This is a genomic window from Streptomyces sp. NPDC050617, from assembly GCF_040654795.1.
Lineage (GTDB): Bacteria > Actinomycetota > Actinomycetes > Streptomycetales > Streptomycetaceae > Streptomyces.
This window is the reverse complement of record NZ_JBFAIS010000008.1, coordinates 164,372-177,419: the sequence shown is the minus strand read 5'-3', so window position 1 is coordinate 177,419 and position 13,048 is coordinate 164,372. Positions and strand designations below refer to the sequence as shown.

The window sequence follows — 13,048 nt, the reverse complement described above, 5'->3', positions numbered from 1 at the left end:
AATCCGTGCACCGCCCGCCCGACGCCACCACCCGCCGCCGCGTCCTGACCACCGCGGGGCTCGCCGCAGGAGCTGCCGCTCTCGCGACCGCCGCACCGGCACACGCGGCGGGCGCGGGACGCACGCCGCTCTTCGACGGCAACTCCGGCCTCATGGACCTCGCCAACTCCGGCCCGCAGTGGGGCACGTCCGCCAAGCGCGTCACCGTGCGCAAGCACGTGTGCTCCTGGTTCACCGCCAACACGAAGATCACCGACCTCACCCTGGAGGACGTCCGGGTCATCGCCCGCTCCACCTTCGACCGGGCCGGGACCCTCACCGTCAACGCGGACGGCGCCCAACTGCGCGGCTGCGCCGCGAAGACCTTCAGCCTCGCCCAGCACTCCACGCGCTCGCGGCGCCCCACCGTCATCAGCGACTGCGCGTTCACCGTGCCGCCGGACACCGTACTGATCCAGAGCGCCGTCACCGCGCCCGTCCACTTCGTGCGCTGCGAACTGACCGGGCTGGACGGCGCCGCCCTGCGCGGCGCCGGCCCCGTCCGCCTCACCGACTGCCGCCTGGCCGGGGCCGGACACGGCGCCCCCGTCGCCGTATCCGCCGCCGAACTCCACGTCCACGGCGGCAGCCTCGAAGGCATCGGCCTGCTCCTGACCGCCGAGAAGGACCAGCGCCTGCGGCTCACCGGCGGCACGGCCCTGTCCGGGACACCCGCGGGCGGCGCGTTCCTGAGCCGCGCCGCGAGCGACGCCACCGTCACCTGGGACCTCTCCGACGTCACCTCCGCCACCGGAGGCAGCACGGCGCACGCGCGCGTCGAGCACGGCGACAACCACTGGTCGGCCACCGGCTGCCGCTTCACCGGCGGCGCCCTCCACCTCGCCCCCGGCGCCCTCCGCTCGGCCCTGCACAGCACCTGCGTCGAGGACGGCACCCGCCGCACCGCCTTCCCCCAGCCCGGCGGCACCGCGCTCATCACGGGAAACCTCCGGCTATGAGCCTCATCCGCACCGCGCGCCCCGCCGACGAACCCGCCCTGCACGCCCTCTGGGACGCGTGCTTCGGCGCCGCCCCGCACCTGCCCGCCCTGTACGCCCTGGACCCCGGCCGCCACCGGCGCACCTTCCTCGCCGTCCGCGACGACGGCACGATCGACGCCGTCGTCGTCTACGTGCCCCGCGACATCCGCGACGCCGAGGGCGCCCCCGTACGGGTCGGCGGCATCGGCAGCGTCGCGACCCGCCCCGAGGCGTGCGGCCGGGGGCTGATCCGCTCGCTGCTCCAGGCGGCGGCCGCGACGATGCGGGCGGAGTCCTGCGCGTGGTCGCTGCTGTTCACCGGCACACCCGGCGTCTATACGGGCTCGGGCTGGCAGACCTTCCCGACCCGGCTGCACGAGGGCGCCCTCGGCAACGTCCTGCCCGGCGGCTCCCCGTACCGGGTCCGCCCCGCGCGCCCCGCCGACCTTCCGCATCTGGCCCGACTCCCGCGGTCCGCACGGCCGTTGAGTACGGTCCGGACCGAGGCCGACTGGCGGACGCGGCTGCCCGCCTGGTACGGGCCGCCCCGCGAGTGGCTCGTCGCGCAGGACCCGGACACCGGCCGGCCGGCGGGCTGGGCGGTCGCGGCGCATGATGCGGGGGCCGTGGACGTACGCGAGTACGCGGCGACCGGACCCGGCGCCCTGGCCGCGCTCTTCGCGGCCGTCGCCGCACGCGCCCGGCACGCGGGACTGCGCGCGGCGCGACTTCGGGGGCCCGCGCCCGGCCCCGCCGTGCTGGAAGCGCTGCCCCACCTCATGACGGGGGTGACGGTCCGCACCGAGCACATGGGGATGATCCGCCCGCTGCTGGCCCCGCCGGAGCACGCACACGCCGTACCCCGCGCCCCCGAGGCCGTTCACTGGTACGGGGACTCCTTCTGACCAGGCGGTTTCGTGCCCGTACGATGCTGCCCGTACGCCCGTGCCAGTACGCCGACTCGTGCCCGTACGACCCGTGCGTGCCGAACGAGAGGAACCGCCGCCGCATGAACCCCGCTTCCACCGCAAAGCCCGTCTGGTCGGACCGGCTCGACCTCGGCGAGGGCATCCGCTGGCTGCCGGGCGGCCCCGTACTGGTGGACATCCTGAGCGGCCGTCTCCTGCGCGGCCCGCTCGACCACCGGGACGGCCCGCTGGAGGAGTTGGCGCGGCTGGACGTCCCCTTGGGCGCGGTGGCACCCGTCGCGGGCCGCCCCGGACAGTGGATCGCGGCAGCGGGCACGGGCATCTGCCTGTTCCGTACGGGCGAGACGGGTGAGACCAGCGGGACGAATGGGACGGGTGAGGGCTGTGCCGCGCCCAGGTGGCTCGGCCGCCCCGAGGACGGTTCGCCCGTTCCCATCCGGATGAACGACGCCACCGCCGACCCGCACGGCCGGTTCTGGGCAGGCAGCATGCCGTACGCGGCGGACGAGGGCGCGGGCAGCCTCTACCGCGTGGACCACGACGGCTCGGTGCACCGGGTCTTCGGCGGCCTGACCATTCCCAACGGCCCCGCTTTCAGCGCGGACGGCACGGTGCTGTACCTCGCGGACAGCGCCCGCGGCACGATCCTGACCTGCCGCGTCGACCCGCGCACCGGCGAACCGGCGCACGCGCTGGAGGAGTTCGCCACGGTGCCCGCGGGCAACCCCGACGGCATGGCGGTGGACGCCGAGGGCGGGCTGTGGAGCGCGATCTGGGGCGAGGCCCGCATCCACCACTACCGCGCCGACGGCACCCTCGACCACGTGCTGCCCCTCCCCGCCCGGCAGCCGGCCGGCCTGTGCCTGGGCGGGGACGACCTGCGCACGCTGTACATCACCACGGCCCGGACCGGCCTGCCGGACCCGGGCCCGGCGGACGGCGCGGTGTTCACCGCGCGGGTGGCTGTCCCCGGCATCCCTGCCGCCGCCTTCCGCTTCGCCGAGCCTGCCGAGCAGCGGGAATGAGACCGAGGGGCTGACGCCGGCGGCGGCTGCGGCCCGTACGGGGCGTAAGGGTCAGCCGGGCGGCGGGCCGTCGGTGCCGGGGGACCGGCGGGGCTGGGCCGTCGGCGCGTCGGCCCAGGAGGCGAGGGCGCGCAGCGCGTCGTGGGACGGGGAGCCGGGTTCGGCGGTCCACACCACGAGCTGCTGGTCGGCGTCGGTGGTGGAGGCGAGGGTGTCCCAGTCGAGGGTCAATTCGCCGACGACCGGATGCTTCAGCGTCTTGGTCCCGATGCCGCGCATCGCCACGTGGTGGGCGGCCCACCAGCGCCGGAAGTCGGCGTCCTGGACCGACAGCTCGCCGACGAGCGCGGCGAGGCGCGGACTGTCCGGGTCCCGTGCGGCCTCCATGCGCAGCTGGGCCACACAGGTGTGGGCCACGTCCCGCCAGTCGGCGTACAGCTCGCGCATCGACGGGTCGGTGAATACCAGGCGAATATAGTTCCGCTGCTTCTCCGGAATTCTCGAGAAGTCGGTGACGAGAGCCGCCGCCTGCGGATTCCAGGCGAGAATGTCCATACGGCGGCCGAGGACCAGGGCCGGCGTGGTGCCCATGTCGTCGAGCAGCCGACGCAGCGGGGCCCGCACTTTCTGCTGGGTACGCCGTACGGGCCGTTCCACGAGGCGTCCGGCGAGCTCGAACAGATAGGCCCGCTGGTCGTCGTCGAGGTGCAGGGCCCGCGCGAGGGCGTCCAGCACCGGCGCGGATCCCTGGATGCGGCCCTGCTCCAACCGGGTGTAGTAGTCGGTGCTGATCGCCACCAGCTGGGCGACCTCCTCGCGCCTGAGCCCGCTGACCCGGCGGCGGCCACCGGTCTCGGGCAGCCCGACCGAGCCGGGGCCCAGCTCGGCCCGGCGGGCTTTGAGGAAGGCCCCGAGCTCGTCGGGGCGCGTATTGCTGCTCATGATCGCCAGTATCCCCTGGGGCGCGCCCGCGGTGGCAGGGATAATTCTCTCCCTGGATAGGCGCGTCCCCGGATGAAAGTCTCCTCTGGGAGCGAGACGTGATGCGTGCGAGTGTTTTTCGTGTGGCCGACAGGCACAGGCAGAGGGCGGAAATTTCCCCTCCCCGATATCCCTGATATCCCGGTCGAGGATTTCCGGCCCCGGCGCACCCGAACAGCGCCCACGCACCCACGAAACCCCACGCGACCCTGAGGAGCGGACGATGGACACCGTCACCTTCCCCAACGGCCCGATCACCATGGCGGGCAATCTCCACCTGCCCGAGAACCTCGACTCGCGGGCCGGCCACCCGGCGATCGTCGTCGTCCACCCCGGCGGCGGCGTGAAGGAGCAGGCCGCCGACCTGTACGCGAGCAAGCTCGCCGAGCAGGGCTTCGTCGCCCTCGCCTTCGACGCCTCGTTCCAGGGCGACAGCGGCGGTGAACCGCACCACCTGGAGGACCCGTACGCCCGCGTCGAGGACGTACGCGCGGCCGTCGACCACCTCCAGACCCTGGACTGCGTGGACCCGGAGCGCATCGGCGCCCTGGGCGTCTGCGCGGGCGGCGGCTACAGCGTCAACGCCGCGATGACGGACTACCGCGTCAAGGCGGTCACCACGGTCAGCGCCGTCAACATCGGCGCCTCCTTCCGCCGCGGCTGGTTCGGCACGGACTCCGACGCCGCCGCGGTCCCCACCCTCCAGGCCCTCGCCCAGCAGCGCACCGCCGAGGCGTCCCAGGGCGCCGAGCCCGCCTACCTCCCCTACGTACCGGCCGAACCGGACGAGAACACCCCGCGCGACCTGGTCGAGGCGAACGACTACTACCTCACCCCGCGCGCCCAGCACCCCAACGCCAAGAACCAATTCCTGTTCACCAAGAGCGTCTCGCGGATCTTCACCTTCGACGCCTTCCACATGGTCGAGGACCTGCTCACCCAACCGATCCTCATCGTCGCCGGCGGCGAAGCCGGATCGCTGTGGATGTCCACCGAACTCCACGGCCGCGCCCGCGGCCCCAAGCGGCTGCTGGTCGTCGAGGGCGGCACGCACATGGACTTCTACGACGTGCCCGAGTACGTCGACCGCGCCATCGCCGCTGCGGCGCCGTTCTTCCAGGAACACCTGACGACGGCTCCGGCCGACACGTCAGCACGGTGACGGTCCGTTCGCTCCTTCCAGTGAGCGGAGCTTCAACGCCCTTTCAGCGGGGGAGCATGGCGGCGTAAATCCCAAACTCAGGTGCGACTAGGAGCGTTCGTATGGCCGATGACGGAAAGCACAGCGGACCACCCTCCGACAAGCCGTGGACCCCGCCGCCTACCCCGCCGTCTCCCGATAGTTCGGGCGGCTCCGGTGGCAAGGCCACCGGATGACCACGATGGACGCCCCCGGAGCGGTGCACCCGGAGTATGCCGCGCTCGTCGAGCTGCTGGACGGTCGCGGCCTGCTCTCGCCGGACTGGCGCGCCGTCTGGGAGCAGTCGCCCCGCCACCGGTTCATCCCTCAACGGATCTGGCGGCAGGGCCCCGAGCGGTGCGAGCCCGTCACCGACGAGGGGGAGTGGTGGCGGCTGGTCCACAGCGACGAGCCGGTGGTGACCCAGGTCGACGACGGACACGAGGGCGGGCCGGGCGTCGCGACGTCCTCCAACTCGCAGCCCAGCATGGTCGCCGCCATGCTCGGCTGCCTGGAAGTGCGGGGCCACGAGCGCGTGCTGGAGATCGGCACCGCGACCGGGCACGTCGCCGCCCTGCTGGCCCGGCGCGTGGGCGACGACCGCGTCGTCAGCGTGGAGATCGACCCGCGCCTGGCGGACCAGGCGGAGAAGAACCTCGCCGCCGTCGGAGCCCCGCGTGTCACGGTCGTACGGGCCGACGGAGAGCACGGCTGGGCCGCAGGAGCGCCGTACGACCGCCTCATTTCCACCTGCGCCCTGCGCCACGTGCCGTACGACCTGGTGCGCCAGGTCGTGCCGGGCGGCATCCTGGTCGCCCCGATGGCCCGCGACTTCTGGAGCGGCGCCGTGCTGCGGCTCCGCGTCCACGAGGACGGCACGGCGAGCGGCCCGTTCGAGGGCGGCGCCTCGTACATGCCGATGAAGTCCCACCGCCCCGCCGCCCCCGCCCGCCCGGTGGACCAGTCGACAGCCCGCTCCGTCGCCAGCGGCATCGGGCTCCGCGACCTGCTGAGCCTGGGCTTCGCCCTGTACGCGGGGGCGATGCTGCCGGGCGTGTCGATGGTGCACGCCGAGACCGGCGGCGCCGACCGCGTCTGGCTGATGGACCAGGACGGCTCGGGCGCCATCGCCGACGCCGGGGAGCCCGTATGGCAGTACGGTCCGCGCGACCTGTGGTCGGAGGTGGAGGCGGCCTACGGCGGCTATCTCGACCTCGGCGAGCCCCCGGCCCCGGCCTTCGGCATGACCGTCGGCCCCGGCGGCGGGCAGACCTGGCTGCACACTCCTGACCAGGTCATCGGGGCTTGAGGGGGCCGCGTCCGGCGGGCGAGCGGGGCCCGCCCGGCGGGGCGGGCTGACCGCGCCCACCGGCCATGTCCGACAGCGCTGCCGGAGGGCGGCGACCGGTCAGAGGTCGAGGACGAGGCGTGGGGACAGCGCGCGGGAGACGCAGGCGTACATGCGGCCCGTGGGGGCGCCGATGTCGTCGCGGTGTTCGGGTTCGCCGTCGAGGACGGTGAGTTCGCAGCTGCCGCAGACGCCTTCGCGGCAGCCGGAGGGCACGGGGCGGCCGGCGTGGTTGAGGGCGTCGAGGAGGGACTCGTCGGCCGGTACCGGGACGGTCTGTCCGGACCGGGCGCACACCGCCTCGAACGCGGTGTCGGGGCCGTACGTCTTGGGCACCGGCTGGAACCGCTCCGCGTGCAGCCGTTCGGCGGGGAACGCGTCCTCGGCGGCGGCGAGCATGGAGGCGGGGCCGCAGCAGTAGACCAGGGCGTCGGGGCCCAGGCCGGCCGCGAGGGCGGCGAGGTCCGGCCTGCCCTGCTGCTTCGTGGCGACGATCCGCACCCGGTCGCCGTAGCCGGAGAGGAGTTCGTCGGCGAAGGGCATGGTCTCGGCCGTCGCCCCCGCGTACACCAGAGTGGTCTGACGCCCCGCGTCGGTCGCCGCCCGCAGCATGGGCAGGAGGGGGGTGATGCCGATCCCGCCGGCGAGGAACAGGTACTCCGGCGCGGGCGCGAGCGGGAAGTTGTTGCGGGGCGCCGAGACGTCGAGGGTCCGGCCCCGGCGCAGGAACCGGTGGATGTACTCCGAACCGCCCCTGCTGAGCGGGTCGTACCGCACGGCGACGCGGTAGGCGTCCCGGTCGGCCGGGTCGCCGCACAGCGAGTACTGCCGGATCAGCCAGTTCGGCAGGGCCAGATCGATATGGGCGCCGGGCTCCCAGGGCTCCAGCGGGCCGGCGGCGCCGCGCAGGGTGAGGGCGACGACGCCCTCGGCGACCTGGTCTATGTGCTCGATGGTGGTCTGTTGCATCGGAGAATTCCCTTGTGGCCGCGGCCTGGTCAGTAGAGCTTGCGGTAGGCGTCTTCGAGGCCGCGTTCGAGCAGCGACGGGTCCAGGTCGATGTCGGACTGCGCGACGGCCATCTCGGCGAACGTCGGCAGCTCGTCGGCCAGGGCCTGGCTGTCGGGGTCCCACAGGCGGGACCGGAGGATGGCCCGTCCGCAGTGGAAGTACGCCTCCTCCACCTCCACGACGATCGCCAGCTCCGGCTGCTTCGCCTCGGTCCGCATCCGCGCGAGGACATCGGGTTCGTCGGTGACGTAGGCGCTGCCGTTGACGCGCACCGACTCCCGCAGGCCCGGGATCAGGAAGAGCAGCCCGATGCCGTCGTTCTCGGCGATGTTGCGGAAGGAGTCGGCGAGCTTGTTGCCGGGCCGGTCGGGCACCGCGAGCGTGTGGTCGTCGAGGACCTTCGCGAAGCCCGGATAGTCGCCGCGGGGCGAGCAGTCGACGCGCCCCGCCGCGTTCGCCGTGGCCATCGTCATGAAGGGGGAGTGGGCTATGAAGAGACGGAACTGATCGTCGATACGGGTCTGGATCTTGGCCTTGATCATGGCTTCGGGTTCCCCGAGCCGGGCGCGGACCTCGGCCGGGGACACCCGCCGGGGGCGCGTGCTCACATGCGTCATGGGTTCCTCCGGGATGTGCGGGAGACGGCGTCGGACGACGCCCGTGGCGGGTGTGGATCACTGCTCCGCCACAGTATGCGGCACTATTGTGAGCAATTGCTCAGGTCGCGCGCTACTCGCTTTCGAGGGGTCGCTCCGCCCGCCGTACGCCATCTGACCAGTGCGGACTTCAGCCACGTGAGCAGCCTTACGGGCACGGGCCGTGCTCGCCCGGTACCGCGTCCGCATCGCTGCTGCTCACTTTTTCGCCGGGCCCGGTCGGCTGTGCGGAGGAGGCCGGTGAGTGCGCAGGCGTCCGGGGCGGGGTCAGCCGGCCGGGGCGGAGTCCAGGTGGCGGGTGTCGCCGAGCCGGGCGACTTGGCGGTTGTGGAAGAAGTCGTCCTCGTGCAGCGTGGTGGTGCTGCCGGAGGGGGCCCGGAAACTGGCGTAGCCCGCCGACTCGACCGGCATCTTGATCCAGGACGCCACGACGAACGTCAGAGAGCCGCCGTGCGTCACGACGATCTGATGGCGGACCGGGCTCCGCAGGATCTCGTCCATGGCCGCGTAGACGCGCCGCGCCCACGCAGCCTTGGTCTCCGCGCCCCGCACGCCCTCGTCGTGCTCCATCCGCTCCCCGACGGCCGGCGGCCGCACGAACCGCTGGTCCAGCCAGGACTGCGGCTTTCCGCCCGCCTCGCCGTAGGACTTCTCCCGCAGCCTGTCGTCCAGGGACGGCACGACGCCGAAGACCCGGCCCACCTCCTCGGCCGTACGCACCGTGCGCCGCAGATCCGAGGAGTGCAGCTCCACCTCCGCGCCGTCCGGGATCTGGGAGCGCAGGGCCTCGGCGATGGAGACCGCCGCCCGGACGCCGGCGGGCGTCAGCCGCGAGTCGTGCCATCCGCCGACGACGCCCTCGACGTGGTGCGTCGCCTCGGGGTGGGTGACGACGTACAGCGTGCGCATGGGTACGTGCCCTTCCTTCTCTTCACGTCCTGCTCACGTCCGCGCGCTCAGTCGGCGTCCGCGCCGCCCCCGCCGGCCGTGCGCCGTGACTCCTCGACGATCCGTTGCAGGGCCGCCGCGTGCGCCTCCAGCGCCGCCCGTCCGGCGTCGCCGAGGTTCACTCAGGTGCGGGGGCGCTTGCCGACGTACCCCTTGCGCACCTCGACGTACCCGTGCGACTCCAGCGTACTGATCTGCTTGGACAGGGCCGACGGCGAGCAACCCGAAAGCCGCCCGAGTCCAGCCGGTCGCCGCCTGGCCGAGGAAGTCGGGCGGTCCGTGGCGTACGGGCTCTGTGGCGCACGGGTCCTGCTCGCGGTGGGCGCCGTGCCCGGCCGCCCGGCGCGCCTGGCAGGCTACGGACATGACCACGGAAGCTGTCGCGGAGTTCGAAGCGCACCGGCCCCGGCTCTTCGCGCTCGCGTACCGGATGCTCGGTTCGGCGAGCGAGGCCGAGGACATCGTGCAGGACACGTATCTGCGGTGGAGTACGGCCGACCGCTCCGCCGTCCGCACCCCGGCCGCCTGGCTGACCAAGGTCATGACGAACCTCTGCATCAATCAGCTCACCTCCGCCCGCGCCCGGCGGGAGGTGTACGCCGGACCCTGGCTCCCCGAGCCGGTCCTCACGCGCACCGCGACCGATCCGCTCGGCCCGCTCGGGCCGCTGGAGAGCGCCGAGCAGCGCGAATCCGTGTCGCTCGCGCTGCTCACTCTGATGGAACGGCTCACTCCGGCCGAACGCGCCGTGTTCGTCCTGCGCGAGGCGTTCGGGCACAGCCACCGCGAAGTCGCCGAAGCCGTCGGCATCGAGGAGGCCCACTCGCGCCAGCTGCACCGCCGGGCCCGCGAGCGGCTCGGCCATCCGCGACGCCGCTTCGACGTCGACGACGGACAGCGCAGGAAGATCGTCGAGCGCTTCTTCGCCGCCACCGTCGAGGGCGATGTGGCCGGTCTCGAACGGATGCTCGCCGATGACGTGACCGCCTGGGCCGACGGCGGCGGCCAGGTCTCCGCGGCCCGCCGGCCGATCACCGGACGCGAGAAGGTGCTCCGCTATCTGCTGGGCCTGGGGCACCGGCCCGAGGCGGCGCAGGTCAGAGCCGAGTTCGCCGAGGTGAACGGCGCTCCGGCGGCCGTCGTCCTCGCGGGCCGTGAGCTGCTCGCCATCGTGGTGCCGGAGATCAGCGAGGGCCGGGTCAGCGCGGTCCGCACCGTCATCAACCCCGGCAAACTCGCCTTCGCCGCCCGCCAGCTCACGAGCCTCCGCGGGTAGTTCCGCACCGCTTCATCGCACGGGCTGTCACGAATCGGCCCGCCCGCCGGTTCACGGCGCATGACACATCACATCGTGGTCCTGGGAGCCGGGTACGCCGGACTGTCCGCCGCCAAGGGCGTGGCCCGCAGGCTGCGCGGCCGGGGCGGCGTGCGCATCACGCTGGTCAACGCCGTCGGCCATTTCGTCGAGCGGGTACGGCTGCACCAGCTCGCCGCCGGCCGGCCGCTCAGGGACCTGCCGCTCGGCCGGCTCCTCGCCGGTACGGGCATCGAACTGGTCGTCGCCCGCGCGACCTCCGTCGACGCCGTCGCCCGCACGGTCCGGCTCGACTCCGCCCCGTACGCCCTCGGGTACGACACCCTCGTCTACGCGCTGGGCAGCGCGGCCGACACCGCCGCCGTTCCCGGGGCAGCCGCCCACGCGTCGGCGGTCGCCACCTACCGGGACGCGGTCCGCCTGCGCGAGCGCACGGCCTGCGCGCACGGCTCGCTGGCCGTGGTGGGGGCGGGCCTCACCGGCATCGAGGCCGCCGCCGAGCTGGCCGAGACGCACCCGGGGCTCACGGTGCGCCTGGTCACCGCGGGCGAACTCGGCGCCGGACTCTCGGAGCGCGGTCGCGGCTACCTCCGCCGCGCCCTGGACCGGCACGGCGTCGCGCTCCGGGAGCACGCCCGCGTCTGTGAAGTCGCCGCGCACGGCCTGGTCCTCGCCGACGGCGACGAGATCCCGGCCGACACCGTCCTGTGGGCGGCGGGATTCCGGGTGCCCGGCCTGGCGCGCGACGCCGGGTTCGCGGTCGACGACCGCGGTCTGCTCTCGGTCGATTCGACGCTGCGCTCGACCTCCCACCCGGAGGTCTTCGCGGCGGGCGACGCGGCCGCGGCGTACGGGCCCGACGGCGCCGCGTCGCGCATGTCGTGCCAGACGGGGCTGCCGATGGGCGCGTACGTCGCGCGCAGCGTCGCCGCCTCGCTCACCGGCCGCACCCCCGAACCGCTGCGCCTCCGCTACGTCTGGCAGAACATCAGCCTCGGCCGCCGCGACGGCCTCACCCAGTTCACCCGCCGCGACGACACCCCTGTCACCGCCATCCTCACCGGCCGCTCCTCGGCCCGCTTCAAGGAAGCCGTCACGCGGGGCACGGTACTGGCCCTGCGCCGCTGAGCCGGGGCCGAGCGCGGTCGGCCCGTGGACGGTCGGCGTCAGATGACGGCACCGCCCTTGACGACGTGTCGGAGATTGTCCTGCGGGCGCGTGAGGACGCCGATGTCGTCCAGCGGGTTGCCGGCGACGACGAGGAGATCCGCGTCGGCTCCGACGGCCAGGGTGCCGATCCGGGATTCCAGGTCGAGCAGGCGGGCGGCGATGCTGGTCGCCGCCCGTACGATGTCGGCGGCCGGCTGGACCTCCGCGCGCAGGGTGAACTCTTCGAGCTGGGCGGTCTGCATGGGGCCGAGCAGGTCGCTTCCGTAGACGAGGTTGACGCCGGCGGTGTGGGCGCGTTCGAGGGCCGCGAGGCCGCCTTCGTGGACGTCCGCGATCTTCCGGTACGACGCCTCGGCCAGGCCCAGCGCCTTGCCGTGCTTGGCCATCTGGTCGTAGGTGACCAGGGTGGGGACGAGGTAGGCGTCGTTCTCCAGCAGGAGGCTGATGGTCTCGTCGTCGATCAGGTTGCCGTGCTCGACGCAGCGCACGCCGGCCCGCAGGGCGCGGTTGACGCCGCGGGGATGGTAGGCGTGCACGGTCACGTACCGGTTGTGGTTCTCGGCCTCGGCGACGGCCGCGCTCATCTCCTCGTCGGTGTACTGGACTTCGGAGACCTCGTCGTGGGGCGAGGCGACACCGCCGCTGAGGAGCATCTTCAGGTGTGCCGCGCCTTTGCGGAACTCGTCGCGGGCGGCGGCCTTGACGGCGTCGACGCCGTCGGCGATGCGGGCGAAGGCGGGGCGGGCCTGGCAGCAGGGCAGCGTGTCGTCGCCGAGCGGGCGGATGTCCCCATGGCCTCCGGTCTGCGACAGCGCCTTGCCGCCGTAGATCAGACGGGGGCCCGGGGCCAGCCCTTCCTCGATGGCCCGGGCCATTCCGTGATCGGCGCCGCCGACGTCGCGGACGGTGGTGAAGCCGCGGCGCAGCATGCGGCCGGCTTCGGCGAGGGCTCGGACGGTGGCGTATCCGGGCGTCCAGGAGGCGGAATCCTGGCTGTCGAGGGTGTTCAGCAGCAGATGGACGTGCGCGTCGACGAGTCCGGGCATGACGGTGGCGCCCGCGGCGTCGATGTGCCGGACGCCGTCCGCCGGCGCGGGGGCGCGGCCGGCGCCGGTGGCGGCGATCCGGCCGTCCGCGACTTCGAGCCATGAGGCGTCGGTGATCTCGGCGGTCTCCGGGTGCAGCAGATGGGCGTCGGTGATGAGCAGGCGGTTCATGCGGCCCTACTTTCGATGTGTTCCAGGCTGTGTCCGGCCGCGGTCGGTGCCGGCGGGTTGTCCGGTGCCGATGGGGCCCGGAAGAAGGAGGTCAGCCGAGGATCTCGGTGATGCCCTCCGGTGACCAGCCGGATGTCGCGGGTCAAGCCGCGGAACTCGCGGGTGAGTTCTTCGGCGATCTGCCCGTTGGCGCCCAGGACCGTCTGCATGGGGTTCAGCCCTCTCTCGTGTCTGCTCGACGCCCGGAAG

General features: G+C 73.4%; 14 protein-coding genes. 7 read left to right on the top strand and 7 right to left on the bottom strand.

Annotation, left to right across the window (positions count from 1 at the left end):
* The first annotated feature begins 5 nt into the window (after positions 1-5).
* The 3 genes from AB0I49_RS13845 (at position 6) to AB0I49_RS13835 (ending at position 2,973) form a co-directional block, all read left to right on the top strand.
* Positions 6-998: a hypothetical protein gene (locus AB0I49_RS13845; RefSeq protein WP_363227148.1), complete on the top strand. Its 993-nt coding sequence runs from the start codon at positions 6-8 to the stop codon at positions 996-998.
* Entirely contained in the window at positions 995-1,924 is a 930-nt protein-coding gene (locus AB0I49_RS13840) for a GNAT family N-acetyltransferase (RefSeq protein ID WP_363227147.1), read from the top strand. The genes AB0I49_RS13845 and AB0I49_RS13840 overlap by 4 nt, the downstream gene beginning before the upstream one ends.
* Positions 1,925-2,028: 104 nt before the next feature.
* Positions 2,029-2,973 (top strand): SMP-30/gluconolactonase/LRE family protein, encoded by a 945-nt coding sequence (locus AB0I49_RS13835; RefSeq protein WP_363227146.1) that lies wholly within the window; start codon positions 2,029-2,031, stop codon positions 2,971-2,973.
* A 51-nt stretch (positions 2,974-3,024) separates the two neighbouring features.
* On the opposite strand, the gene AB0I49_RS13830 is transcribed toward AB0I49_RS13835, so the two are convergent.
* Positions 3,025-3,915 carry a helix-turn-helix transcriptional regulator gene (locus AB0I49_RS13830; RefSeq protein ID WP_363227145.1) on the bottom strand — a complete coding sequence of 297 codons (891 nt, stop codon included), beginning with the start codon at positions 3,913-3,915 and terminating at the stop codon, positions 3,025-3,027.
* 262 nt (positions 3,916-4,177) lie between these two features.
* On the opposite strand from AB0I49_RS13830, the gene AB0I49_RS13825 reads away from it, so the two are divergent.
* Both AB0I49_RS13825 and AB0I49_RS13820 read left to right on the top strand, forming a co-directional pair.
* Entirely contained in the window at positions 4,178-5,116 is a 939-nt protein-coding gene (locus AB0I49_RS13825) for an alpha/beta hydrolase (RefSeq protein ID WP_363227144.1), read from the top strand.
* A 211-nt stretch (positions 5,117-5,327) separates the two neighbouring features.
* A complete protein-coding gene (locus AB0I49_RS13820; protein ID WP_363227143.1) occupies positions 5,328-6,443 on the top strand; it encodes a methyltransferase domain-containing protein in 1,116 nt (371 codons plus the stop codon).
* A gap of 99 nt (positions 6,444-6,542) precedes the next feature.
* On the opposite strand, the gene AB0I49_RS13815 is transcribed toward AB0I49_RS13820, so the two are convergent.
* The 4 genes from AB0I49_RS13815 to AB0I49_RS13800 all read right to left on the bottom strand — a co-directional run bounded on the left by AB0I49_RS13815 (position 6,543) and on the right by AB0I49_RS13800 (position 9,282).
* Positions 6,543-7,451 carry a PDR/VanB family oxidoreductase gene (locus tag AB0I49_RS13815; protein WP_363227142.1) on the bottom strand — a complete coding sequence of 303 codons (909 nt, stop codon included), beginning with the start codon at positions 7,449-7,451 and terminating at the stop codon, positions 6,543-6,545.
* A 29-nt stretch (positions 7,452-7,480) separates the two neighbouring features.
* Positions 7,481-8,110, bottom strand: coding sequence for an MSMEG_1061 family FMN-dependent PPOX-type flavoprotein (locus AB0I49_RS13810; protein ID WP_363227141.1), 630 nt, complete (start codon positions 8,108-8,110; stop codon positions 7,481-7,483).
* A gap of 306 nt (positions 8,111-8,416) precedes the next feature.
* Entirely contained in the window at positions 8,417-9,058 is a 642-nt protein-coding gene (locus AB0I49_RS13805) for a histidine phosphatase family protein (RefSeq protein WP_363227140.1), read from the bottom strand.
* A 161-nt stretch (positions 9,059-9,219) separates the two neighbouring features.
* Positions 9,220-9,282 carry a hypothetical protein gene (locus AB0I49_RS13800; RefSeq protein WP_363227231.1) on the bottom strand — a complete coding sequence of 21 codons (63 nt, stop codon included), beginning with the start codon at positions 9,280-9,282 and terminating at the stop codon, positions 9,220-9,222.
* Between the two features lie 179 nt (positions 9,283-9,461).
* On the opposite strand from AB0I49_RS13800, the gene AB0I49_RS13795 reads away from it, so the two are divergent.
* Positions 9,462-10,373, top strand: coding sequence for an RNA polymerase sigma-70 factor (locus AB0I49_RS13795; protein ID WP_363227138.1), 912 nt, complete (start codon positions 9,462-9,464; stop codon positions 10,371-10,373).
* A gap of 60 nt (positions 10,374-10,433) precedes the next feature.
* Positions 10,434-11,540, top strand: coding sequence for an FAD-dependent oxidoreductase (locus AB0I49_RS13790; RefSeq protein ID WP_363227137.1), 1,107 nt, complete (start codon positions 10,434-10,436; stop codon positions 11,538-11,540).
* Positions 11,541-11,578: 38 nt separating this feature from the next.
* Here AB0I49_RS13790 and AB0I49_RS13785 read toward each other — a convergent pair whose 3' ends face one another.
* Positions 11,579-12,799, bottom strand: coding sequence for an amidohydrolase family protein (locus tag AB0I49_RS13785; RefSeq protein ID WP_363227136.1), 1,221 nt, complete (start codon positions 12,797-12,799; stop codon positions 11,579-11,581).
* Entirely contained in the window at positions 12,796-13,008 is a 213-nt protein-coding gene (locus tag AB0I49_RS13780) for a hypothetical protein (protein ID WP_363227236.1), read from the bottom strand. The genes AB0I49_RS13785 and AB0I49_RS13780 overlap by 4 nt, the downstream gene beginning before the upstream one ends.
* Positions 13,009-13,048: the final 40 nt, after the last annotated feature.

Bases quoted from the DNA above. Each gene is read 5' to 3' on its own strand.
- AB0I49_RS13840 (WP_363227147.1), top strand. From the start codon at position 995: ATGAGCCTCATCCGCACCGCGCGCCCCGCCGACGAACCCGCCCTGCAC.
- AB0I49_RS13835 (WP_363227146.1), top strand. From the start codon at position 2,029: ATGAACCCCGCTTCCACCGCAAAGCCCGTCTGGTCGGACCGGCTCGAC.
- AB0I49_RS13830 (WP_363227145.1), bottom strand. From the start codon at position 3,915: ATGAGCAGCAATACGCGCCCCGACGAGCTCGGGGCCTTCCTCAAAGCC.
- AB0I49_RS13825 (WP_363227144.1), top strand. From the start codon at position 4,178: ATGGACACCGTCACCTTCCCCAACGGCCCGATCACCATGGCGGGCAAT.
- AB0I49_RS13820 (WP_363227143.1), top strand. From the start codon at position 5,328: ATGACCACGATGGACGCCCCCGGAGCGGTGCACCCGGAGTATGCCGCG.
- AB0I49_RS13815 (WP_363227142.1), bottom strand. From the start codon at position 7,451: ATGCAACAGACCACCATCGAGCACATAGACCAGGTCGCCGAGGGCGTC.
- AB0I49_RS13810 (WP_363227141.1), bottom strand. From the start codon at position 8,110: ATGACGCATGTGAGCACGCGCCCCCGGCGGGTGTCCCCGGCCGAGGTC.
- AB0I49_RS13805 (WP_363227140.1), bottom strand. From the start codon at position 9,058: ATGCGCACGCTGTACGTCGTCACCCACCCCGAGGCGACGCACCACGTC.
- AB0I49_RS13795 (WP_363227138.1), top strand. From the start codon at position 9,462: ATGACCACGGAAGCTGTCGCGGAGTTCGAAGCGCACCGGCCCCGGCTC.
- AB0I49_RS13790 (WP_363227137.1), top strand. From the start codon at position 10,434: ATGACACATCACATCGTGGTCCTGGGAGCCGGGTACGCCGGACTGTCC.
- AB0I49_RS13785 (WP_363227136.1), bottom strand. From the start codon at position 12,799: ATGAACCGCCTGCTCATCACCGACGCCCATCTGCTGCACCCGGAGACC.
- AB0I49_RS13780 (WP_363227236.1), bottom strand. From the start codon at position 13,008: ATGCAGACGGTCCTGGGCGCCAACGGGCAGATCGCCGAAGAACTCACC.